Annotated in this window: 9 protein-coding genes; 2 read left to right on the top strand and 7 right to left on the bottom strand. The window is 45.3% G+C overall.

Features of this window, described 5'->3' with window-relative positions:
• Positions 1-80 precede the first annotated feature (80 nt).
• Both AC5ZC7_RS30670 and uvrB read right to left on the bottom strand, forming a co-directional pair.
• Positions 81-1,472, bottom strand: coding sequence for an ammonium transporter (locus AC5ZC7_RS30670; protein ID WP_496161558.1), 1,392 nt, complete (start codon positions 1,470-1,472; stop codon positions 81-83).
• Between the two features lie 407 nt (positions 1,473-1,879).
• A complete protein-coding gene (gene uvrB / locus AC5ZC7_RS30665; RefSeq protein ID WP_496161559.1) occupies positions 1,880-3,934 on the bottom strand; it encodes an excinuclease ABC subunit UvrB in 2,055 nt (684 codons plus the stop codon).
• 105 nt (positions 3,935-4,039) lie between these two features.
• Between uvrB and AC5ZC7_RS30660 the strand changes: the two genes are divergently transcribed.
• A complete protein-coding gene (locus AC5ZC7_RS30660; protein WP_496161560.1) occupies positions 4,040-4,831 on the top strand; it encodes a S1/P1 nuclease in 792 nt (263 codons plus the stop codon).
• A gap of 124 nt (positions 4,832-4,955) precedes the next feature.
• Here AC5ZC7_RS30660 and AC5ZC7_RS30655 read toward each other — a convergent pair whose 3' ends face one another.
• Both AC5ZC7_RS30655 and AC5ZC7_RS30650 read right to left on the bottom strand, forming a co-directional pair.
• Complete coding sequence (locus AC5ZC7_RS30655) at positions 4,956-5,879, bottom strand: PfkB family carbohydrate kinase (protein ID WP_291919845.1); 924 nt, start codon at positions 5,877-5,879, stop codon at positions 4,956-4,958.
• A 78-nt stretch (positions 5,880-5,957) separates the two neighbouring features.
• Complete coding sequence (locus AC5ZC7_RS30650; protein ID WP_496161561.1) at positions 5,958-7,373, bottom strand: MATE family efflux transporter; 1,416 nt, start codon at positions 7,371-7,373, stop codon at positions 5,958-5,960.
• Positions 7,374-7,867: 494 nt separating this feature from the next.
• Here AC5ZC7_RS30650 and AC5ZC7_RS30645 point away from each other — a divergent pair, with 494 nt between their 5' ends.
• Positions 7,868-8,377, top strand: a complete 510-nt coding sequence (locus AC5ZC7_RS30645) for a hypothetical protein (RefSeq protein WP_496161562.1) — start codon at positions 7,868-7,870, stop codon at positions 8,375-8,377.
• 572 nt (positions 8,378-8,949) lie between these two features.
• On the opposite strand, the gene AC5ZC7_RS30640 is transcribed toward AC5ZC7_RS30645, so the two are convergent.
• The 3 genes from AC5ZC7_RS30640 to AC5ZC7_RS30630 form a co-directional block, all read right to left on the bottom strand.
• The gene (locus tag AC5ZC7_RS30640) at positions 8,950-11,010 is read right to left on the bottom strand and encodes an OmpA family protein (RefSeq protein WP_496161563.1); all 2,061 of its coding nucleotides are present in this window, start codon (positions 11,008-11,010) and stop codon (positions 8,950-8,952) included.
• A 63-nt stretch (positions 11,011-11,073) separates the two neighbouring features.
• Positions 11,074-12,081, bottom strand: a complete 1,008-nt coding sequence (locus AC5ZC7_RS30635; protein ID WP_496161564.1) for a PorP/SprF family type IX secretion system membrane protein — start codon at positions 12,079-12,081, stop codon at positions 11,074-11,076.
• 91 nt (positions 12,082-12,172) lie between these two features.
• Positions 12,173-26,461 carry an Ig-like domain-containing protein gene (locus AC5ZC7_RS30630; protein WP_511911294.1) on the bottom strand — a complete coding sequence of 4,763 codons (14,289 nt, stop codon included), beginning with the start codon at positions 26,459-26,461 and terminating at the stop codon, positions 12,173-12,175.
• Positions 26,462-26,951: the final 490 nt, after the last annotated feature.

Raw genomic sequence — 26,951 nt, 5'->3', positions numbered from 1 at the left:
CAACATAAAGTATATGTTTAATAAAGTTGATAAAGATCGAATTCAGCGAGCGGTAATTCCTGCCTGATCGCTAACACGCTTCAGGAGTGTACCAGTTCATCTTCTTCTTTCAGCGAGCCATTATCAGAAACGCTGATCAGGGAAGGATGATAGTTTTCGTTGTGTTGTGTAACATCCAGTCCCAGTTCTTCTTCTTCTTCTGATACACGCAGTGGGTGAATAAAGTTGATGAGTTTAAAGATACCATAGGAGACAGTGAAGCTATAAGCCACTACCAGCAGCAAGCCGATCACCTGGTTTTTAAACAAATCAAAGTTTCCATATAACCAGCCATTGTTGCCGGCATCATTGATTGTTTTGGTAGCAAAGATACCGGTGAGCAACATGCCTACCATACCACCCAGGCCATGGCAAGGGAATACATCGAGGGTATCGTCGATGCTGGTTTTTGATTTCCAGTGTACTGCCACATTAGAAATGATAGCAGCAATGAAACCGATAAATATACTTTGTGGGATAGCTACAAACCCGGCAGCAGGTGTAATGGCCACCAGACCAACTACTGCACCGATGCAGAAACCAAGCGCTGATGGCTTTCTACCACGAATTACATCAAAAAACACCCATGATAAACCTGCAGCAGCAGTAGCGGTGTTAGTGGTAGCAAAAGCAGATGCAGCGAGGGCGTTAGCTGCTAATGCAGATCCTGCGTTAAATCCGAACCAGCCAAACCACAGTAAACCAGTACCCAGTAACACAAACGGAATGTTTGCTGGTTGCAGTTCTTTCTTCTCAATATGATCTTTTCTTCTTTTCAGTACCAATGCACCAGCCAGTGCAGCACAACCTGCTGTAATGTGTACCACGGTACCTCCTGCAAAATCCAGTACGCCTAATTTAAACAGGATACCATCCGGATGCCAGGTCCAGTGCGCAATAGGTGCATATACTAATAAGCTAAACAACACCATGAACAATACATAGGAAGTAAAACGGATTCTTTCCGCTACTGCACCTACTACCAGGGCCGGGGTGATGATGGCAAACTTCATCTGGAAGAGTGCAAACAGCAACAGCGGGATAGAGGGTGCCAGGCTCCATGGAGCACTTGAGCTTACATTCTGGAACATAAAGAATGTACGTGGATCTCCAATGAGTCCTCCGTGAGATTTACCAAACGCCAGACTAAAACCAACAACCAGCCATACTACGCTGATGAGGCCTGTTGCAATGAAGCTTTGCATCATGGTAGAAATAACATTCTTCTTATTTACCATGCCTCCGTAAAAGAAGGACAAACCAGGGGTCATCAAAAATACCAGGGAAGACGCTACCAGGATCCAGGCAATATCAGCAGAATTATATTTACTGGTATCTGCAAAATTCGGTAGGGATGGGATAAAAATTCCAATAATTGCAACAATCGCAAGGAAAATGAAGGGCAGGTAGTCCTGAAGTGATATTTTCTTCATAGCGTTTGATTTTTAAATTTCTTAAATAAAAGTAGATCTGAAATTTAAAACATCAAATAGAAGGCGCTAAAAATAGAAATATTTGAATGAACGGTAGGATATTTAGGATTAAGTCAATTATATAATAATAAATAATAATATTAATTATGCTTTTTCATCATATCGTCTTTTCAAATAAAGAAAAATATGCCATAACTAAATGATTATTAATTAATTATTAAATATTGAATGAAAGGTTAACAATTTTTAAATTCACCAGGTGTACGTGTTACAGTAAAGTAGAAATGACCCACACAAACACCTGATGAATAATCAATTATAAATTACATATTTATCAATTCAATAAGAAAAACAGCTCAAACATATTACAAATAATTCTATGTAACATTATTCCGGGGCGGAGTCAACTATTGTTTCATTTCTAACAATTCTCGCTCCATAGCAAACATCTGATCCCTTAAACGGGCCGCTTCCATAAAATCAAGATCACGGGCCGCCTTCTCCATATCTTTCTTCACCTTAGCAATAGATTTCTCCATTTGCGGAATCGTTTTCCCCGCAGCAGCAGAAGATTTCGCATATTCCATCGCATCTTCCGCTACCAGCTGCACTTCATCATGTATAGCCATCGGAGAGTTCTCATCGAAGTGCTTAATTTCCAGTACAGACGTTTGTCCCAGGATTTGCTCCTTGCTTTTCCGCACCGTTTTGGGCGTAATATTATGTGCCAGGTTAAAAGCCACCTGCTTTTCCCGGCGGCGATCTGTTTCATCCATGGTACGCTGCATGCTCTCTGTAATGGTATCTGCATAAAAGATCACCAACCCATCTACGTTACGGGCCGCACGACCCGCCGTTTGCGTCAGGGAACGCTCATCGCGCAGGAAACCTTCCTTATCCGCATCCAGGATGGCTACCAGCGATACTTCCGGCAAATCCAATCCCTCTCTCAACAGGTTTACCCCTACTAAGACATCTATATTACCCAACCGCAGATCGCGCAAAATTTCTATACGCTCCAGGGTATCTACTTCTGAGTGAATGTAACGCGACTTAATATTAATACGTCCCAGGTATTTATCCATTTCTTCCGCCATGCGCTTCGTGAGGGTGGTTACCAACACACGGTCGCCCTTCAGCACCCGTTTATCTATTTCTTCCAACAGGTCATCTACCTGGTTTACACTGGGCCTTACTTCAATAGGCGGTTCCAGCAAGCCCGTAGGACGTACCACTTGCTCTACTACCACGCCCTCTGTTTTCTTCAGTTCATAGTCACCGGGGGTAGCGCTCACAAAAATGGCCTGGTTCACCAGGTTTTCAAATTCATAAAAATTAAGCGGACGGTTATCCATAGCTGATGGTAAACGGAACCCAAATTCTACCAGGTTTAGCTTACGGGAACGGTCGCCACCATACATGGCACCAATTTGCGGAATGGTAACGTGACTCTCATCTATTACCAACAGGAAGTCGTCCGGGAAATAATCCAACAGGCAGAAAGGCCTTGCACCAGGCTTCCGACGGTCCAGGAACCGGGAATAGTTTTCAATACCGCTACAATAGCCGAGTTCACGGATCATTTCCACATCATAGTTCACCCGTTCGGATAAGCGTTGTGCTTCTATCAGTTTACCATTCGCTTTAAAATATTCCACCTGTGCTTTCAGTTCATCCTGTATTTCATAAATGATCTGCTGCATCATATCTTTTGGCGCCAGGTACATATTAGCCGGGAAAATGGCCGCACTGTCCACCACGGTAATACGTTTGCTGTTTTGTACATCAATGGTTTCTATTTCTTCTATCTCATCTCCAAAAAAAGTAATCCGGTAGCCATAATCCACATAAGGTAGGTTAATATCTACCGTATCTCCTTTTACCCGGAAATTACCCCTGTTGAAATCAGCCGTAGTACGGCTATACAGGGAATTTACCAGTCCGTGTAACAATATATTGCGGCTCAGGGTCTGTCCTTTCTGGATCCGGATAATCCCGTTTTCGTAATCGGTAGGGTTACCAATACCATAGATACAGGACACGCTGGCTACCACAATAATATCGCGCCGACCGGAAAGCAGGTTGGCGGTGGTTTTCAACCGGAGTTTATCCAATTCCTCGTTGATGGCCAGATCTTTCTCTATATAGGTATCACTCACCGGCATATAAGCTTCCGGTTGGTAATAGTCGTAATAGGATACATAATATTCCACCGCATTATCGGGGAAAAACTGTCTGAATTCGCCGTACAGCTGTGCTACCAGGGTTTTGTTATGTGTCAAAACGAGGGTAGGGCGTTGTACCTGTTGTATTACATTGGCTACGGTGTAGGTTTTCCCTGAACCGGTTACCCCCAGCAGGGTTTGAAATGGCTCTCCTGCATTGAGGCCTTCGGTTAACTGTTTAATAGCTTCCGGCTGGTCCCCGGCCGGAGAATATGGTGCATGGATACTAAAAGGCATATTGAAATGATATTTGAGCAGTATCTGTAAAAATACTAAAGAATAAGGAAGTTAAAGTGTTAAAAAAGAAGCTTTAATTTTACGGTTTATATCAAGGACAGACTTATGAGAAAAAAAATTTTAATGGGCCTGGTAGTGGCCTTCCTGCTTCCACTTGCCTCTTTTGCCTGGGGGCCTAATGGTCACCGGATTGTTGCCGAAATTGCCTGGCTCCACCTGACCCCGAAAGCCCGTAAAGCCGTTACGAAGATCCTGGGACCACAAAGCATGGCGATGATTGCCAACTGGCCAGACTTTATTAAGTCTGATACCACTCACCAATATGATCATACCAGTGCCTGGCATTACCTCGACTTCCCCGCTGGTATTGAACGCGAGCAATTCAACCAGTTACTGGCAGCAGCTACCGGTGAAAACCTGTATACCGAAACTGACGCCATGATTAAAGATCTGAAAAACAAGACCATGGCAAAGGAAAAGCACTTATTTGCCCTCACCTTCCTGGTACATTTGATGGGAGATATGCATCAGCCGTTGCATGTGGGTCGTGATGAAGATATGGGCGGCAACAAAATCAATGTGATGTGGTTCGATAAAGCCTCTAACCTGCACCGGGTATGGGATGAACAACTGATCGATTTTCAACAACTAAGTTATACGGAATATACCAAAGCCCTGAATATTGCTTCTGCAGCCGAAATAAAGCGTTTGCAACAGGGTTCTGTTGCCGACTGGATGTTTGAGTCGCATTTGCTGGCCGACAGGGTTTATGGCTACACTAAACCGGATTCTAAACTCAGCTATCGCTACAACTATGTTTTTATAGCTGACCTGAACCAACAATTACTGAAAGGAGGGCTGAGACTGGCCGCTGTTTTGAATAGCATTTACAAATAAGCAGAAAGCGGAAAGCATAAAGCAAAAAGCTATTGAAGCGAATGATAAGCGCGAGTATTTAAGTTACTCATCTGCGCTTATCATTCGCTTCAATAGCTTTTTGCTTTCTGCTTTCTGCTTTCCGCTATACGAGGTCTATATCGAAATTAACCAGCTGCACGAACTGTTCCAGGCGGGCAGAGATATCTTCCTGTGTAATTTCGCGGATACGTTCTGTACCGAATTTTTCCACGCAGAAAGATGCCATTGCAGAACCCACAATGATAGCGGTCTTCATATTTTCGAAAGAAATATCTTTTGTTTTAGCCAGGTGACCAATGAAACCACCAGCGAAAGTATCACCAGCACCGGTTGGATCATATACATCATCCAGTGGCATAGCAGGTGCAAAGAATACATGGTTTTCGTAGAATAACAGTGCGCCGTGTTCTCCTTTCTTAATAATCAGGTAACGAGGGCCCATAGACATGATTTTACGGGCTGCTTTCACCAGGGAATACTCACCACTCAGCTGCCGGGCTTCTCCATCATTTACCATCAGCACGTCTACTCTTTTTAATACTTTCAGCAGATCATCCAGGGCTACTTCCATCCAGAAGTTCATGGTGTCCATCACAATCAGCTTAGGACGTACTTTTAACTGGTCCAGTACGCTCATTTGCACCTGTGGAGTGAGGTTACCCAAAATCAGGAATTCGCTTCCCTGGTAGCTTTCAGGAATAACCGGCTTAAAATCGGCCAGTACATTCAATTCGGTTGCCAGTGAATCGCGGGTATTCATGTCCATGTGGTACTTTCCTGACCAATAGAAAGTTTTCTCTCCCGGTTTGTGTTGTACGCCGTCCAGTGCTACACCTTTTGCAGCCAGTGCATCCAGTTCTGATTGCGGGAAATCTTCCCCGATTACAGATACCTGGTTAATTGGCTGAACAAAGTTAGACGCAGCCCAGGCAATGTAAGTGGCGGATCCACCAATGATTTTACCTGATTTACCAAAGGGGGTTTCGATTTCATCGAACGCCATAGTGCCTACAACCGTGAGTGACATGCTATTTAGTTAATTTTATTATTTTTAAATTTAATACAAAACCAGGCAAAGGTAACTACTTATATAGAAAGCGGAAAGCTAAATCTTTACTGCCTTCCAGGCCCCTCGACGAAACAACAGGATAGCTGCTACAGCAGCTGCTGAATCAGCCAGCACCATCGCCCATATCACCCCTTCAGGGCCCACCTTCAGTACAACAGAAAGGGTATAGGCCAGGGGCATTTGAAACATCCACATCGCAAAGAGGTTAATTAACATCGGAGTTCGGGTATCGCCAGCACCATTAAAAGCTTGGGTTAACACCATCCCGAAAGCATAAAAAATGTAACCTCCGCTCATGAGTTTAAGACATTGTACCGCCATGGCTTTCACATCAGCATTGTCAGTAAAGAAACCGATGATAGTGGGAGCTCCGGTCATAAACACAACCGCCACTATAGCGAGGAAAATCATGTTGAAGAACGCCGCCCGCCATGCAGATGTAGCCGCCCGCTCCGGTTGCCGGGCCCCCAGGTTTTGCCCAACCAATGCAGCAGCGGCATTGGCCATTCCCCACGCAGGTAAAATGGTAAAAATAACCACCCGGATGGCAATTGTATACCCCGCTACTGCATCCTTTCCAAAATGAGAAATGATGCGCACCAGGAAAATCCAACTGGCGGATGCAATCAACATTTGAGCCGTTGCTCCCATCGCTATTTTCAAGATGGCACCAATCAGTGACCAGGCTGGCGCCAGATGACGCTTTGCGATTCGTATCAGGCCTTTCCCCTTTGCCAGGTGATATAATTGATAAGTTACGCCAACACCTCTGCCTATAAGTGTAGCAATAGCAGCGCCTTCCAACCCTAACGCCGGAATGGGTCCCCAACCAGAAATCAACAACGGACAAAGTAAAATATTTAACCCGTTGGCAATCCACAATGTTCTCATCGCCAGTGCGGCATCACCTGCCCCACGAAAAATACCATTGATCAGAAATAGGAGAATGACAACAATATTTCCGCCGAGCACAATTTTCGTATATACCACCCCGTAGTCAGCCACTTCTTTGGCAGCACCCATCAATAGTAATATATCTTTCGAAAAAAATAACCCAATTATACCTATCACAATCGCAATCATCAGGCCGGGGTATAATGCCTGTACAGCAGCATGTGCAGCACCATCCGGATCTTTCTCTCCGGTTCGCCTGGCAATCATAGCCGTAGCCGCCATACTCAGGCCCATGGCACCAGTATACACCAATGACAATACCGACTCTGTTAATCCTACGGTAGTAATCGCATTTACACCTAAATGGCTAACAAAATAAATATCTACCACCGCAAAAAGTGATTCCATGGCCATTTCCAGGATCATCGGAATAGAGAGTAAGAAAATAGCGCGATTGATACTACCTGTTGTAAATTCTTTTTCACTACCGGTAACAGCTATCTTAAATAATTGAAAGAAACGGGCTACGCCAAATAGCCTCTTCCTAAAAATATGCATACAATAAATTTGAAAATAAATAGAGCAACAACGCTATAACAGCATTGCAGATATGAAAAACAGAAGTGGGAGGGCGACAAACGGAAGTACCGTGGTCTAATTACTTTTTCATATTACCATCAAGTTGGCGCATCATCTGATGCGTTACAAATGTAGTTGAATTTTTGAATCCGCAAAATGCGCTTGTAAGAAAAATTATCTTGCAAAAAACTACGTGGTTAAACATGCAGTTATAGTTACCATGCTCTAAGTAAAAAATTATATCTTCTCTGCAACTCTTTGCCAGCAAGGATTACATAAGATTAAAATAAACATTTAAAAAAATTTCTACTTATAGCTGTAACTTTTTATTTCAAGCCTCGTTTAACATCTACAGTAAGCGCTGAAGACCTATATTAAAAACGATTACAAACAAAAAATCTCAAGATCAACATAAGTTGTAAGACTACAACTGTGAAAATCGCCATCTTAAAAACTCTTATAAAACTGAAATCATGCTTATGTTTAACAAAAACACGCTCCTGACAGGAGTAGTGCTCGCTACTGCATTGGGTATAACTTTCACCTCCTGCAAAAAAGACGATGATGCGCCTACACCGCCAACACCACGTTCTAAAACCTTTGAGCTGAAAGGTACTAAAGGTGACGATAAAGATAAAAAAGTAGGTGACCTTACATTGACTGAAAATACCGACAGTACTGTAAATGTGGTATTAAACCTCGCTAAGAACACCAAAGACGCTACACACAAAGTTTACCTGATTGCCGGTACGCCTACTACCCCCGTAACCGACACCCTGTATAAAGGAGAATTCAAGGGAACTGGCGCTGCACAGAAAGTAGATATTTTCACTAAGGTGAATACTATCAAAGTAAGCAAGCCAAATGATATCAAAAAAGATACTGCCTTTAAATACAACAATGTATTAGCTATTGCTTCTCACATAAAAGTATTGAATGGTGCTGACACACTGGCTATTGGCCTGTTTGGAAAAACCAATTAATACGTTCTGGCGTTTACATTAAAACTATCACAGGCATATCCCTTTACCGGGGTATGCCTTTCCTGCTATCATTTTTAATTTAATTAGGATTGCTAACATAACAAATCAGAAAAGGAATTATTCCCATTACTACTTCCTCTCACCACCTTACATACCGTTCCGGTATACGTTCACTTGCTATCATAATTTATTTAACATGTAGTTTTTCGGTTATCACAATCGAAAATACTCCGTATTCCTGGTGCGGCAGGCAATCATTATTCAGTATTGCTTACAGTAAAAGGGTTGAAGCCACGTCCCATTACTTCAATCCTTGCTGACAGGGTTTCCCTTCTTGTACCCACTTTAACCAAATATTGTCCTGTTAAGTATCAATTGAATGATCAATGCTTAAAAGAATTGCTCCAGCAGCGTATTTTATGTTCTCTCGAAATAAGGTAGTTCTTAATGTTAAGTATATCCATGCCGCTACATCGCATGTTACCAATAAAATAGCCGCGCATATGCTGCGCGGCTATGGTAAATATAGGATATGGAAGCAATCGGTTTACTACCGTGCTTAGGAAAAAATACTATTGACTACTACTATTATCGTATTCTTCTTTTACCTGTACTTGTCTTTTCAGCACCTTGAATTCTGTTCTACGATTCAGCTGACGACCTTCAGGATTATCTTTATGATTAGGCAGCGAGTTCGGTGCAATTGGTCTTGACTTACCATAACCTTTTGCAATGAGCCTGTCTGCTGAAATACCTTTACTAATCAGGTAATCAACGCAAGACTGTGCACGTGCCTGTGATAACTTCTCATTATACTTTACGGAGCCCACACTGTCTGTATGCGCACTCATCTCAATGGTCAGTTTCGGATTGTCCTTCAACATATCTACCACGGTATCCAGCACTGCTTTAGATTCTTCTCTGAGCGTGGCTTTATTGAAGTCGTAGTAGATATTATTCAGAATAATTGGTTTTTCTACTTCATAGTGTTTGAGGCATAGGGTAGGGTTATCCATTGAATCTACCCGTTGCAATTCGTCTGTATTGAAATAGAGTGCTTTGGTGAAGTAGTTTTCTTTCTCAGCTATTATCTTATAATAGCGTTGTGGATCTACCTCGAAAGTATATCTACCATTTGTACCTAAGGTTACCTTTTTAATGGTTTTCCTTCTTACGGTATCTACCAGAGTAACTGTAGCACCCTGCAATGGTTGTTGTGTATCACAGTCGATAATAAGCCCGCTGGCTATTTTGCGGATACGCTGAATACCGAATACTTCCAGGCAGCAGATTGATTCCCTGTCGGAGCTGATAAAGCCTGCAGCGAAAGGATGTGTATTATCGAGGGCAGTATAGTAGATATCATCTTTGGGAGAGTTCAATGGTTTGCCCATATTCACGGGAATAGACCAGGTACCGAAATCGCCTTCGCTCTGGAAGAAATCGAGTCCTCCTAAACCTACACGGCCATCAGAGCTGAATACCAGCAGGTTTTTTTCTGCATCATAGAAAGGGGCCTGTTCTTCATCTTTGGTATTAATAGCGGTACCCATGTTACGTGCACCACCTGGCACTCCGTTGGTCATGATACAATACCACAAATCATTTTTTCCCATACCACCTGGCCTGTTAGACGCAAACAACAGGTATTTCCCATCAGCGGTGATATAGGGCTGCATAGAATTATACCCGGGCACGTTTACATTATCTCCCAGTATTTTGGGTTCAGACCAAATCCCGTTTTGGCGGGTACTGAGGTAAATAGCGGATTGTTTTACACCGTCCTTTACCTGCCACCGGGTAAGATAAAGCGAGTTACCATCTGGTGTTACCGCAGATACACCCTGATCATAGCCTTTCGCGGCGGGGATTTTTACTTTCTGACTATTAGCAAAACTATTATCACTACCGGTAGCAGTATACAATGCGTTTACATAGGGGGTACCCTTAGGTTGTTTTTTATTGGCAGCGGATTGTTTAGTAGCAGGGGTAGGTAAGGGTGGATTATCGGAACGGGAAGATGTGTACATTAACGTGCTTCCATCCAATATGACAGGGGCATAGTTAGCGCCTCCTTCATTTACGTTACCAGATGTTTTTACGATTGTAAATCTTGGTTCTTTATTAGCTTCTGACAGGGCGAACTGGCAACAGGCAATTTCAAGTGGGGTTCTTACAGACAGTTCATCTGCGGCGGTATAGCTTTGTTTGAATTTGGTAAACTCATCCAATGCCTGTTGATATTTCCCATTGAAACGCAAACATACCGCGTACCAGTAGCGAGCCTGGGGAAATGCAGGATTATTGAATCCTACAAGCTGGGCATACCAGGTTTCGGCGTTGCCATAGTCGTAGAACAGGCGGTAAGATTCCGCCAGCCTGGCTACTACTTGTTGATAATCTTTCAATTTTCCACTGGGAGGAGCGGAGCCGGCAAGGGTATAGGGTAATACCTGTTCTGGTTTGATCTTGAAAGTGCCAAGCGCTTTATTATAATACTGCGCTGCGGAATAATAATCTCTTGAATTGTAAAAAACATCCGCTGTATGTTTATAATCGTAAACATATTGCGCCTGTATTACATTCATTATTCCTAAAAAAACTACCAGCCAACAGAGTGTAATTTTTTTCATGAGGGTTCCATTTCTTTTTTCAGTATAAGTTTTTTCCTCCATTCTGATCCGGTTGCTTGCTGATTATAACCTGGGACAAATAAAGTATTCTTCGTTCAACACTCTTCTTTTGCGGCTGATAAAGGAAAGAGATACTTCAAAGCTCTGGCTGCCATTTACCAGGCGGCGCATGTTAGAAGTATTGGCATCATAGCTCAACCCCAGTGTAAAGCTTTTAAAATGGAATCCGGCAAAAGGTATTACCGCATCGTTGAAGCGATAGTTACCACCCACCAGGAAATCGAATTCGGGGTTTACCATCAATTGTGCATACATGCCTGCTACAATTTCCTCTGCATTACCTTGTCTCATATAAAGACCCGTAGGGGTAAGATGTATAGCATCATTCAGTTTAATCTTTGTACCACCGTGTACCAGGTAGCGTACCGGCAATTTCCTTTCTGTGCCATCAGAAGAGAAAGGATCTTTAGGTTGTGTGAGGTGCGCGGCAGCAAATCCGACAAATGGATTGAACATGTGATTCGGATTACCATCAAAGAAAACAGCACCAGCGCCGGCATCAAACTGTGTGGAAGATGTTTTACTTACATTTTCTCCATTGAAAATGCTGGGGTCAAACCCTGTTACTGGTTGGTATTGGCTACCAGTTTGAAACTTTGCAGGATCCAGGCGTCTGTTGATCAGGCCGGCGTTAATACCAAACACGATCTGACTGGTTTTGGTAGGGCCAAATTTCACACCACTATAGGAAACGCTGGCCATGGCATTAAAGTAATTATAGCCGGCATCCCCTGCCGACATATTCATTACGTTCAACCCCACACCTACATTCTTATTGGTGGCGGCGTCAATGGACACTCCGGCAGTAGAAAATGGCTTGCCATAGTTTGCCCACTGATTACGATAATCACCACTAATGCGGTAATCACCATCTATTACCCCCGTCAGAGCAGGATTCAGCCACAGCGGGTAAGCATAGTATTGAGAGAAGTGTGGATCTACCTGGGCAGCACATATCCTGGGCAACAAACTGCTCGATAAAATCATTGCAACTATAAAAATCCTTTTCATAGGAACATTTTTTAGCTTTTTCTGGATAAACCGGGATGCAAAGCGCATCCCGGTTTTATGATTGACTTTGTATTACGCTGATGAAGCATTATTATCTCATGAGTGTTACGTTACCTTTCTTCGTGATTACTGTACCATCCTGCATTGTAGCTCTCAAGATGTATACGTAAACGCCTACTGGTTGTTTCTGACCACTCATAGTACCATCCCATCCCTGACGTTGATCTTTGGATGTGAATACCAACTGACCCCACTGGTTGTAGATTCTGAATTCCAGTTGTGCAATGGCAGTTGAATACACATACTCAATATCATTTATACCGTCGCCGTTCGGGCTGAAGAGGTTCGGTACAAAGATGTTATTGCCTTGCGGATTAGTGGTTTTACCAGTTACTGCGGTAGACAATGCACTGGTTTCACAATCAGAAGCACCTATCGCTCTTACCTGTATGGTTGCGCTCTGGTTAGGTTGTAAGCCTGTTACCGTATGCGTTGTACCATTTGCGCCGGAACTTGGTGCGATGAAGGTGACACCGTTGTCGAGTGTTACTTCATAACGTTGTGCTCCGGTTACTGGTGCCCAGCGGAAGGTGATAGTAGTAGCGGTGGTGTTATCCACGGTAACTACTGGTGCCGGGAGCGGTTGTGCAATGACAACTTCTACTAATGTTCTCTGACCTGCACTGATACATCCACCGGTGGTAAATGCTTCCACATAGTAAGTAGTATTAGTATTCAGCGCTGGTGTTACAAATGTGGCGCCGGTATATATTGGCGTTCCACCTGTAGCAAGCGTGTACCAGCGGAAGTCTACACCTGCAGTTGTTGAAGTAGCGGTGAGTGTTGCTGTTTTACCAGGGCATACACCATTGTCGTTACCTGTTACTGTTGGTTTACCAGGTGCCGGCGTAGCGATTACACTTACAGCGGTACGTGTTGGGCTTGAACAGCCATTGCTGTTGGTTGCCTGCAGGTAGTACATCTGGTTTGTATTTACCGGAGGTGTAGTATAGGTTGCTCCGTTAGCTACTGCTGTACCACCTACTGCACTGGTGAACCATTGGTAAGTGAGCGCTGGATCAGGATTCAGTGCATTGAGTGTAACCGTTTGACCTGGGCAAGCCTGCAGTGTTGCATTAGTAACAGCCGGTGCTGATGGTGACGGATTCACAGATACATTCACCTGCGTTCTGCTTGCGCTTACACAACCACCACTGGTAGAAGATTCCAGGTAGTATACTGTATTCGCTGTAGGCTTGATGGTAAAGTCGCCACCGGTGAATACTGGTGTACCTCCCAGGAGTGAAGTATACCATTTATAGATCACACCAGCTTGTTTGTTCTTCACTGTCAGCACTCCGGTTTGACCGCTACATACGGTAATCGGATCTGCCAATGGTGCATCAATGGTGCTTACTACGGTTGCTGTTAATCCTTTACGTGCACTGCTGCAACCTGCGCCATTCAATGCTTCCAAGTAGAAGACAGTTGTTTGTGCGAGTGGTGCGGTAGTATACGCATTACCGGTAGCCAGGAGCGTTCCGTTAGACGGTGCATCGAACCAGCGGTAAGTCATAGCAGGATCAGGATTACTGATAGTGAATGTAGCGGTACCGCCTATGCAGGTTACTACATTATCCAGGTCTACTGTTGGAATTGGCGGAGCCGGATCAACGGATACACTCACCGCTGTTCTGGTAGAGCTGGAGCAACCGCTGCCCAGGTTAGCCTGTACATAATAAGTAGTATTCTTGGTTACTACTGGTACGCTGTAAACAGGACCGGTAAAGAGCAATGAACCATTAGTAGCCGCATCATACCATTGGTAGGTAATATTAGGCAGTATTGTTTTCACTGCTACGGTAACGCCTGTACCCGCGCATGTTTTAAGAGAAGATGCTACCACATCCGGTGCATTTGGTGCTACAACTACTGTTACAGTAGCTTTCACTCTGGCGGATGGGTTACCACATTGACCTGTAGTACCGGTAGCTTCCACCCAGAAGTCCATGCTGGTGTTCAGCGGATCTGTTGTAAATATTGGGCCTGTGAATATTGCAGTACCACCGGCTGCCTGGGTGTACCATTTGTAGATGATACCGTTGGTAGCTGACGTTACACGGAGTGTAGCGGAGGTACCCTGACAAGTGGTTACTGCATTAGATTCCAGTATTGGTGTTGGTGCTTGTCCTACGCCAATGGATACCTTGGTTCTCTGCGTACTGCTACAGTTGCCGTTGCTGGCTTCTGCATAGAAATCAGTGTTCGCATTCAGCGCACCGGTGGTGAAGCTGGTGCCTGTGAACAGGAGGTTACCAGCGGCCGCTGCATCAAACCAGCGGTAGGTAGTACCTGGAACCGGATCTTTAATTGCCAGTGTTACACTTCCACCCTGACAAACGAAGAGAGAAGAAGCAGTAACTACCGGTGCGGTTGGTATACTGTTCACCTTGATGGTAGCGCTGGTTCTGGTGGCACTTGGGCAGCCTCCATTTACCAATGCCTGTACATAGTAGGTGACGGTGCTATCCAGCGCAGTGATACTAAATACTGGTCCTTCGAATACCATCGTGCCTCCGGTAGCTGCGTCAAACCATTGGTAGGTAGTACCTGCAGCAGGATTTTGGATGGCCAGTGAAGCTGGCTGACCAATACAACCCTGTACACTGTTGCTTACCAGGGTTGGAGCTGCCGGCACTGGCACCACGGTTACTTTCGCGGCCGCACGGGCGGATGGTTTACCACATTTCGAAGTATCGCCGATTGCCTCTACATAGAAGGTAGTATTAGCATTGATAGTACCGGTTGTGTAAATCGGTCCTGTGAATACTGCAGTACCGCCTGTAGCTGTAGTGTACCATTTGTAAGTGATGTTATTTACGGAAGAAGTCACCTTCAGTACCGCGGTACCACCCTGACAAACCGTTACATTATTAGATTCCAGGATCGGAGTTGGTGCTACACCTACGCCGATGGATACTTTAGCCCTGGTAGCACTATTACATGTACCGGAAGAAGCTTCTGCATAGAAGTCTGTTGATGTAGTAAGGCCTTTCACCTCATACACTGGTCCGGTGAATAATAAGGTACCACCTGTAGCCGCACTGTACCAGCGGTAAGTGAGTGTATTATCTGCATTTTGAACTGTTAAGGTAGTAGTGTCACCTACACAGATGCTGATAGCAGAAGCGGATATAATCGGCACTGGTACATCGCGTACTGTTACGGTTACCACTTTCGCATTTGCTGCTGTGTTAGCGCACTTGTTAGCACCTTCTACTGTCACATAGTAAGAAGTAGTAGCGCTGATTTGTCCGGTAGTATAAGATGAACCGGTGAAGAGCAATGTAGTAAGTGCTGCGTCTTTATACCATTTGAAGACAGGGTTGGTAACAGTAGTGCTGGCAGCAGTCAGTTTCACGGTAGTGTTTGCACAGATAGTGGTATCTGCCAGTACAATGTCTGAAGCTGTTGCGTTTGCGTTTACAGTTACTTTCACTGCTTTCAATGCACCGGCGGCATTTTCACACTTGCCGGCATTGCTTACACTTACATAGTAGGTGTACGTTCCGGTAGTCAAACCTGAAAGGGTTAATACGCCGGTAGCACTTACACCCTGTGTGATTGGGCCTGTTTTATCCGGATTTGCATACCATTTGAATACAGGGTTCTGAACAGTTGTGCTGGTTGGTGTTATTACCGCCACACCACCTGCGCAGATTACCTGGTCAGCAGCCTGGATATCGGCAGCTGTGGATGCACTATCCACTCTGAGGGTGATCTTCACGCGTCCGCTGTCGTTGGTACAGTTACCTGTATTCACCGCTTCCACATAGAAGTTATAAGTACCTGCCTGCAGATTGGCCGGAGTAGTGTAGGTATTATTGTTTGATACCAGTTTAGCTCCACCGGTTGCTGCATCGTACCAGTTGAACTGAACACCAGCCACCGCTTTCACGCTGAGGGTTACAGGTGTATTCAAACAAGTAGACACGTTGTTATTCACCGGTACCGGCACGGATGGTATTCCTTTCACCGTTACCTGCACAGGTACTGAAGCAGCTCCTGTACAACCGTTCCTGGTGGCTCTTACATAGTAAGTATACGTACCGGAATCGAGGGTAGTTGGTGTTACGAAGGCGATACTATCGAGCAAGCGGTTACCTGCACTGTTGTACCAGCTGTATACTACACCCGGAGCAGGGTTCACTACATTGAGCGTAGCTTGTTTTCCTTTACAGATAGTGGCGTTGGTTGCCTGTACCGTTGGTTGTACAATAGCACGTTGTGCGTAGTTGAAGTCTACCGCTGTCAGCGCACCTATGATGCCTGATCTCAGTTTCACTTCTACTGCATCAAATGCTTTGGTTGGAACGAATGACAGTACCGCACCTCTGCTACCGCTGAGCAGATCGAGATGGATCAGCGGATTAGATACCAGTACGGAGTCACCAGCAGTGTTACCGTTGTAGGTTGTCAGCTGTACGCTGGCAAGTACGGCAGCGGAAAGCACCTGACCTGGATTAGATAGCATCACTCTCACGGTATCACCAGGTGTAGACAGGCCATTGAATGTTGCTTTTTCAAACACACTGGCATTGACTGCACCGAGGTTAATTACGAGGGACGATGCCGTATTCTTATTATTATCTACTGCGAGGGCAGGGTTGTAAACATTACCCAGTATCAGCAATCCAGATCCACCGATCGTTTGACCAGTTGCGCCTTCGCAAGGCACCAGATCCAGGTTACCACTTACAGTGAGTGCGTTCACAGCCACTCTTGCTGACTTACAGGTAGCTGCTCCCGGCAGGGCTGCTTCTACCCAGTAAGTAATAGTGCCTAATACATTAGAGGCTGGCGGCGCAAATGTAGATCCTTTGAACAAGGTATCTGTACTTGTTTGCGTAGCGAACCAGTAGAACTGAGCATTTGCAGTAGCTGCGCTTGCTCTGAATACAGGTTGCTGACCAGCTACCACTGTATCTGTTGTTGGTGTTACAGTTGGAGGAGCCAATGCTGCAGCAGTGTTAACAGTTACTGCTGTTCTTGTAGCAGATACTGTATTACAGCTATCATTGATTGCTTCCACATAGTAGATGGCTTTAGTGGTAACATTCACCACTTTATAAGTGAAGCCACTATCTGTGTTCAGTTTAGTACCACCTTGTGCCACGTTGTACCATCCGTAAGTGTATCCTTTAACCGGATTCACTACAGCCAGTACAGCATCAGAACCAGCACATACATCTACGTTCGCAGCCTGTACCTGTGGTGCCGCTGGCGCTGCCGTTACTTTCACATCCACCCTTGCACGTCCTTTGCTTGCACAACCATTTCTGAATGCTTCCACAAAGAAGGTAGTGTCTTTGGTGAGTGTACCGGTAGTGAAGGATACGCCGTCTTTACCGGTGAGGTATGTACCATTACTGTTGTACCAGCGATAAGTAACGCCTGTTACCGGATTCTGTACATTCAGTGTAGTGGTATTTCCTGCGCAAACAGTTACCTGTGCAGCCTGTACTGTTGGTGCTACGAGGGCGCGTTGTGCGTAGTTAAAGTCTATTGTAGTTAATGCTCCCGCAATACCTGATTTCAGTTTCACTTCTACTGCATCAAATGCTTTCGTTGGTACGAATTCCACGATTGCTTGTTTTTTGTTGTTCAGCAGTGTCAGTTTAATCAGCGGGTTGTTGATCGCAACAGAATCACCTGGCGTGTTACCATTATAAGTGGTTAACTGTATGCCACCCAGTAATGCTGCAGATAATATCTGACTTGGGTTAGACAACAGTACTCTTACTGTATCACCCGCACCGGACACGCCATTGAATTTAGCTCTCTGCCATACCTGCGCATTCAGCGCACCCAGGTTGATTACCAGGGAAGATGCCGTGTTGGCGTCATTATCTACTGCCAGGGCAGGGTTGTATACGTTACCCAGTATCAGCAATCCGCTACCTCCGATAGTTTGAGAAGAAGCGCCTTCACAAGGTACCGCCTGGTTAGGACCTGTTGGTCCGTATACCACTACCACCGGTACTCTGATTGACTTACAAGTAGTACCACCGGTGAGGGAGGCTTCTACCCAGTAGGTAACAGATCCCAGGGTATTCTGCGTTGCAGGAGCGAAGATCTGGCCAGTAAACAGGCTATCATTACCTGCCTGGCTGCCATACCATTTGAACACCACATTGGCAGCATTGGACGTTGCAGTAAGTACAGCTTGTGTGCCAATAGCCACTGTATCTGGATTTGGAGATACAACCGGTGCACTCAATGCAGAAGACAGGACAACACTGATGGTTTGTCTTGGAGACGCCGCACCACAGCTACTTACTGCTTCTACATAGAACGTTGTATCTCTCATCACTGCTGGCACCTTGAATACAAAGCCACTGTCTGTATTCAGTTTAGTACCACCAGTAGCTACATTATACCAGTTATACCGGAGTTGATGATCCGGATTAGTTACCTGCAACAGGGCGTCAGCACCTGGACAGATATTAACCGTAGCCGGAGCACCAGGTACAGCCGGAGCTGGAGATACAGTAACGCTTACCGGTATACGTTCTGGGTTCGGACAGTTGTTAGGTCCGCCCAGTACCGCTACGTAGTAAGTTATTTTTCCTGCTGTTTTCAGCGTATCCGTAGTATAAGTAGCCTGTGTGCTCAATACGGTAGTGCTGGTAGAATCAGCATACCAGCGTACAGAGGTACCTGCTGCCGGAGTTACGGAAAGAGTAGCTTTATTGTTTATGCAAACACTTGCATTAGTAGTATTTACCACTGGTTTAGGATAGAAGATCCTTGCACCATAGATATCTATAGAATTCAACAGATTTGCCACACCGGTTAACCTTACTTCTATGCGATCGTAAGCAGCAGGTGCTGTAATAGTAGCAGCAAACTGTTGTCCGTTGAGCAAGCGTAAAGTAAGCAGGCGTGATAAGGTATCTGCTTTCACGAGTGTGTTGTTGTTGTACAGTGAAATCAATGTACCGCCCAGCAGACTTACATCAGCCAAACCTACAGAAGTAGCCAGACGAATCTGGATACTATCTGTTGCCTTACCTGGATTCGGGAATATCAGCTGTTGATAAACTGATCCACCCAGCAATCCTACAGGGATAGACAACCTGGTGAAATTAGTCTGAACACTATCGATATCGTTAGTAGGTCCATTTACGCTACACAGGATACAACCAAGGGTGGTACCGGAGTTCTGGCTGGTTGGCACATTACAATCCGGAGAAGGAATAACTGGTCCTGTTACCACCACATGTACAGGCACGCGTGCAGAAGAGCAAGCGCCTGTAATTTGTATAGCTGCGAAGTAGGTATAAGTACCTGGGTTATTGAAAGGTCCTACCTGAATAGAAGCTCCAGAACCTACAGGAGTAGTACTTGTGGAATCGCTATACCATACGATGGTAGCGTTGCCACCTACTACAGGCGTAGCATTCAGTGTAGCTTTCACACCAGTTTGTACTACTACGTCGCCGGTTACCACTGGCGCCGCAGGTGCTGTTACTACCTGTACGGTTGCTGCTTTCAGTGCACCGGCAGGGTTTTCACATTGACCGGTACCTGCTACGCTTACATAGTAAGTATAGTTACCGGCAGTGAGACCAGTAATCGTGAGTTTACCCGTTGCACTATCCACTGCATATTTCACAGTGCCATTTACCAGGCCATCTGTAATTGGTGTTGTTTTGTTTGCATCCTTGTACCATTTGAATACCGGTGCAGTTACGCCTGTTGCTGTTGGCGTGATCACTGCAGGGTTGCTGGTGCAGGCAGTAGTAGTATCTGCTACTGTGATGTCACCTGCTTTGCTTACCGGATTAACGGTAACGGTAACAGGTATGCGATCAGGATTAGCACAACCATTTGCACCTACTGCCTGTGCATAGTATACAAATGTTCCTGCTGTTTTAAGGGTATCCGTTGTAAAGCTGTTTTGTGTGCTGAGTATAACCAGCGTAGTAGAATCTGCATACCAGCGTACAGTAGTACCGGCAGCTGGCGTAGCAGTTAATACAGCGCGTTGACCAGCGCAAACAGTTACATTCTTGGTGGCAATTGTTGGTTCTGCTACCACGGCGCGTACACCATAGATATCCAGTGAGTTCAACAGGTTAGCCACACCCGTGAGTTTCACTTCAACTTTATTGTAAGCACCGCCAGCTGCTATAGTAGCAGTGTAGCGGGTGCCACTCAGTAATCTTAAAGTAAGCAACTGAGATAAAGTATGCGTGCTTACTACAGTATTATTGTTATAAACAGTCACCACTGAACCTCCCAGTAAGGATACGTCAGCCAGGCCACCTGGAGAAGACAGATCCAATCTGATACTGTCAGATGATGCTCCGGTAGCAGGGAAGATTAATTGTTGGAATACGGAACCACCCAATAAACCAACTGGTATATTGAGGCGGGTGAAATTAGTGTTTACGGAGTCGATGTCGTTAGTTGGATTAACTACGCTACACAGTACGCAACCCAAAGTAGTACCGGTTACCTGGCTGGTTGGTACATTACAGCTGGTTGGGATTACCGGACCAGTTACTGTAATAGTAATTGGCAGACGGCTGGACAAGCAGCCACCTGCCAGACTATCGCCTGCATAATAAGTATATACACCTGGATTTGTAAATGGAGGTAATGTAATAGAATTACCAGTAGCAATAGCCGCCTTCGTAGTATCGCTGTACCATACTACTGTTGCACCTGGGGCAGGAGATGCCACTAATGTAAGTGGCAATCCTGTAGTAACGGTGTAGTTCTGTACAACAGTAGGCGGAGCAGGTGCACCAGTTACGTTGATAGTAGCTGCTTTCAGATTACCGGCTGCATTTTCACAACGGTTGCTGCCAGATACGCTTACATAATAAGTATGTGCGCCTTGTGTTAAACCTGTAACGGTAAGTTTACCAGCAGCGTCTATTGCGAAGGTAGCACCACCTATTACGGTACCATTTACAATTGGACTTGTTTTGTTTGCATTTGCATACCATTTGAATACCGGAGCTGTTACACCTGTAGCGGTTGGGATCAGTGTTGCTGCACTTCCACCACAGGTAGCTGTAGTATCTGCTACAGTAATATCAGCAGGAGAACCCAGTGGGTTTACTGTAACGGTAACTGGTATACGTTCAGGATTTGGACAGGTTCCATCTACTACCTGTACGTAGTAAGTGAAGGTGCCTGCTGTTTTCAGACTGTCTGTGGTATAAGTAGGCTGGTTGCTCAGAGAAGCACCACCAGTAGAATCTTTATACCACTGTACAGTAGTACCGGCTGCTGGCGTAGCTGTCAGTGTGGCTGGCTCGCCTGCACATACTGTTACGCTGTTAGCAGCAATCGTTGGATTAGGTCCTACTGCACGTACATTATAAATATCCAGTGAGTTCAGCAGATTGGCTACACCGGTGAGTTTTACTTCTACCTTATTGTAAGCACCGCCTGCTGCTACTGTGGCGGTGTAACGGGTACCGTTGAGTAATCTTAATGTGAGTAATTGTGATAAGGTGTGAGTGCTGACAACTGTGTTATTATTATATACAGTCACCTGCGCACCACCCAGTAAGGATACATCTGCCAAACCTCCTGGAGAAGACAGGTCGAAGCGGATGCTATCGGTACCTGCACCATTGGTTGGGAATACCAGTTGCTGGAATACAGAGCCTCCCAGTAAACCTACCGGTATATTCAGGCGGGTAAAGTTGGTGGCATCTGCATCGATATCATTGGTTGGATTAACTACGCTACACAGCACGCAACCCAAAGTGGTTCCGGTTACCTGGCTGGTTGGCACATTACAACTGGTTGGGATTACCGGACCAGTTACAGTAACAGTTACCAGTAAGCGGCTGGAAAGACAACCACCTGCTACGCTGTCGCCAGCGAAATATTTGTACACACCTGGTGTAGTGAATGGCGGCAGTGTGATAGAACTTCCGCTGCCAATAGAAGCTTTGGTAGTATCACTGTACCATACTACGGTAGCACCAGGAGCTGGTGACGCTACTAAGGTAAGCGGCAAGCCGGTGCTTACAGTATATGTTTGTACCAATGTTGGCGGAGCCGGTGCACTGGTTACAGAAATAGTAGCTGGTTTCAGATTACCCGCCGCATTTTCACAACGGTTAGTACCTGATACGCTTACATAATAGGTGTGGTTACCTGGAGTAAGACCAGTGACGCGCAGATTACCTGCTGCATCAATGGTAAAGGTAGCGCCACCTATTACAGTACCGTTTGTAATCGGCGTTGTTTTGTTTGCATTTGCATACCATTTGAATACCGGAGTAGTTACGCCTGCAGCAGTTGGAGAGAGCAATGCAGTAGCACTTCCACATACTGTTGTAGTATCGGCCACGGTAATGTCGGCCGGTGAGCCAAGTGGGTTAACAGTGATGATAACAGGTATACGTTCAGGATTTGCACAAGTTCCATCTAACACCTGCACGTAATAAGTAACAGTACCAGCTGTTTTCAGGCTGTCTGTAATATAAGTAGGTTGGTTACTCAGAGAAGTACCACCAGTAGAATCTTTATACCATTGTATAGTAGTACCTGCAGCCGGAGTAGCTGTCAGTGTTGCTGGTTCGCCTGCACATACTGTTACAGGGCCGGCAGCAATTGTTGGATTAGGTCCTACTGCACGTACATTATAAATATCCAGTGAGTTCAGCAGATTGGCTACACCGGTGAGTTTTACTTCTACCTTATTGTAAGCACCGCCTGCTGCTACTGTGGCGGTGTAACGGGTACCGTTGAGTAATCTTAATGTGAGTAATTGTGATAAGGTGTGAGTGCTGACAACTGTGTTATTATTATATACAGTAACCTGCGCACCTCCCAGTAAGGATACATCTGCCAAACCTCCTGGAGAAGACAGGTCGAAGCGGATGCTATCGGTACCTGCACCATTGGTTGGGAATACCAGTTGCTGGAATACAGAGCCTCCCAGTAAACCTACCGGTATATTCAGGCGGGTAAAGTTGGTGGCATCTGCATCGATATCATTGGTTGGATTAACTACGCTACACAGCACGCAACCCAAAGTGGTTCCGGTTACCTGGCTGGTTGGCACATTACAACTGGTTGGGATTACCGGACCAGTTACGGTGATAGTCACCAGTAAGCGGTTAGAAAGACAGCCACCATTGATGCTGTCGCCAGCGAAATATTTGTACACACCTGGTGTTGTGAATGGCGGCAGTGTGATAGAATTACCGCGACCAATAGGTGCCTGAGTAGTATCACTGTACCATACTACAGTTGCACCTGGAGCAGGAGATGCTACTAATGTAAGTGGCAAGCCGGTAGTAACAGTGTAGGTTTGTATTAGTGTTGGCGGCACTGGAGAACCTACTACCTTGATAGTAGCTGGTTTCAGGCTACCTGCTGCGTTTTCACAACGGTTGGTGCCTGATACACTTGCATAGTAGGTATAGTCACCCGGAGCCAAACCAACAACACTGAGTTTACCGATGCTGTCTATTGTAAAGGTAGCAGAGCCAATTACTGTTCCGTTAATGATCGGAGAAGTTCTGTTGGCATTAGCATACCATTTAAATACTGGTGTAGTTACACCAGCGGCTGTTGGTGTGAGTACTGCGGCAGCGCTACCACAAGTAGTGGTAGTATCTGGCAGTGTGATATCAGCAGCAACACCCAGTGCATTAACCGTAACTACTACTGGTATCCTTTCAGGATTGTTACAAGTACCATCTACTACCTGTACAAAGTAAGTTACTTTACCTGGTGTATTCAATGCGGTAGTAGTATAAGTAGCCTGATTGCTGAGTGAAGTAGTAGTGGTAGAATCTGCAAACCATAATACGCTTGTTCCGGGAGCTGGCGTAACGGATAATGTAGCAGTAGATCCTACGCAGGTAGTGAAGCCAGCCGGATTAATGGTTGGATTAGCACCCACCGCACGTGCGCCATATATCTGTAATGCATTCAGCAGGTTCAGCGTGCCGGTCATCAGGATCTGTACACGATCGTATGGACCTGTTGCAGGAATACTTACTGTAAAGCGGTTGCTGCTCAGCAGGCGCAGGGTAAGGATCTGCGAAAGCGTATCCCTTCTTACAACGGTAGTACCATTTGCTACCGTAATAATGGTACCACCCAGCAAACTTACATTAGCAAGAGGAGCGCTTGTACCCAGGTCTAACCGGATACTATCTGTTGCAGCACCAACAGCAGGGAATATCAATTGTTGATAAACGGAGCCGCCCAACAGTCCAACAGGAAGATTCAGCTGGGTGAAGTTGGCAGCATTCGCATCAATATCATTAGTTGGATTATCAACGCTACATAACACGCAACCGAGGGTAGTACCAGTTACCTGGCTGGTTGGTACGTTACATCCGGTAGTTGTTACCGGACCAGTAACAGTTACCACAACCGGAACACGATATGATTCGCATCCGCCGGTAAGTCTTACCCCTGCATAGAAGGTATAAGTACCTGGTGTGCTGAATGGCCCTACCTGGAAGGAAGTACCGGTACCGATAGACGCCTGCGTGGTATCACTGTACCAAATAATAGTAGCGCCGGTAACCGGAGCAGCCGTAAGGGTTACAGTTTGACCGGTAGGCACAGAGAATGCTGGTGCTACAGAGGCTGGAGCAGGGCCTGTACCTACTGTTACAGTTGCCTGTGCTAAAGCATTGGCAGCATTTTCACAGTGGTTACTGTCTGTAACGCTTACAAAATAATGGTAAGTTCCTACAGTAAGACCTGTTACGGATAATTTTCCGGTGGTGTCAATATTATATTTCACTGCACCTTCCACCAGGCCATCGGTAATGGCGGTGGTTTTGGCAGCATCTTTATACCATTTGAATATAGGCTTTACATTAGCCGTAGTAGAAGTAGGTGTGAGCCTAACAGTATCACCAGGACAGGAAGCCGTATTGGCAGGTATAGTAATATCAGCTGCTGACGCGAAATTATTCACTTTCACTGTTACCAGCGTTTGGGCTGATTCTGTGGAACAGTTCAATCTTTTGGCTGTTACATAATAGCGAAAAGTTCCGATGGTGTTCACCGGAGGATTAAAACTCGAACCACCACCTACTACAGTTGTTTGCGTAGAATCGTACCAGGTATAAGTAAGTCCAGGGTCGGGGCTACTTACATTTAATGTAATGGCGTTGTTTAAACAGGTAGTTCGCAATGCGCCACCGCTGGCTCCCGGTCCCGCCGGGAATCGCTGTATTTCATGAATTCGAATGGACGAGAGGGCACCGGCGACGACTGCTCCCAACAATACTTCCACGCGGTCAAAAGGGGCAGAAGGCTGGAAAGTCAGTGACTGGAGTCCGCCACCTCCACCCAATAATGTCAGGTTTAGTAGTCCACTGGAACCAGTAATATTATCAACTACATTTTTACCATTATAAGTAATGACTTTAACAGAGCCGAGTACTGTTAAGGTTAACAGGGAAGAAGGAATAGATGCAACAACGCGCACGGAATCGCCGAATTTGGAAAGACCCGGAAATACGGCAGTTACTTCTGCGCTGCTGTTCAACAAGCCAACGGCGCTGAACAGTGTAGCATAATTGGTGGGTGAAACGATACCATCGCCGGCCTGGGCAGGATTGGTGACACTTCCTAATGCACCAATAGCACCAGTTACACCGGATAATACATCAATGGGTTTATCACATGCAATGGTGCTGGCAGCAGGTATATTATAATAAGCGGAATAGATATCGATACTTCCTGCAACACCGGCCAAACCGCCATCTACAGTTACTCTTACACGATCATATGTTCCGCCGGGAGCGTTCAGGAATATTTCTGCCTGGTTACCGCTGGCAAGGAGGCTCAGTACTGTTTGGCTGGCAAAAGCAGTATCTCCAACAGGCGTTGATCCATTGAAGGCTTGTACATATACTCCCCCCAACAAGTTCAATGACACTACATTACCGAGGCTACCGGAGGCGCCTATTTTCACTATTGCGGGGATATTACTGGTAACCGCTGCCGGGAAAATCAGGTCCTGGGAAGCGGTAGCGCCCAGGGCAGCTACAACAGTATTGATAGTTGATGCAGTGCTCAAAGAGCCATCCACCGCCTGTCCGGGGTTGTTCACACCACAAAGAAGGCAGATCCCACTGACTCTGTTGACCTGAGTGTTGGCGTATACCCGGGTGGTGTATGTTTGCGCCCGGCCTTCTTTAGCGCTTATACCAAAAAGTAGTAGGAGTACCAGCAGACTTTTCCAGGCCAGAGATCCGGCACTATTACAGATATAGGCGAAGCTGGTTGTAGCAGTAGCCGTTCCCTTTGGGTTAGGGAGAGAAAAGAGAGCAGTAAAAGGGCTATTAGGAGTAGCTTTTGAATGCATAGCATCAAATATTTGAATAAAAATTGTTCAGTTTCATTGCGATACAACAAAACTCTATAGGAGGCAGCCAGGTTAGGAATGTCTTGGGGAAAGGATACTGGTTGATAAATAAGTATACTTCCTTGCGGTATTTGTTAAAAGAATGTTACAAAACGGTACGAATGTATACTGAAGGGGTGGTTTATCGAAGGCTCTTTTTGTTCATTCCATTTTCCCGGTTCACTTTGTTCAATGTCTGAATTTCCTGTTCATTTCATTCATTCGTATTATTCAATATCCCGTTTTTAGGGAACTGAGCAGTTAAGGGCGTTAAACCCCGCTGCCACTGATTATTTTTTTTCGGGCATCCAACAAATATTTTGGAACCCCTGCTGGAAGGTCAAAAAACAAAAAAATAATATATAATAATATTTCATATAATAATACTATATTGTAATACTCATATTTATATATGATATTCAGATTATAATTAAAGAGCGCGCAAATCTTA

The sequence above is a fragment of the Chitinophaga sp. 9-1-y genome, from assembly GCF_059511905.2.
This window is presented reverse-complemented; position numbering and strand designations above follow the sequence as displayed.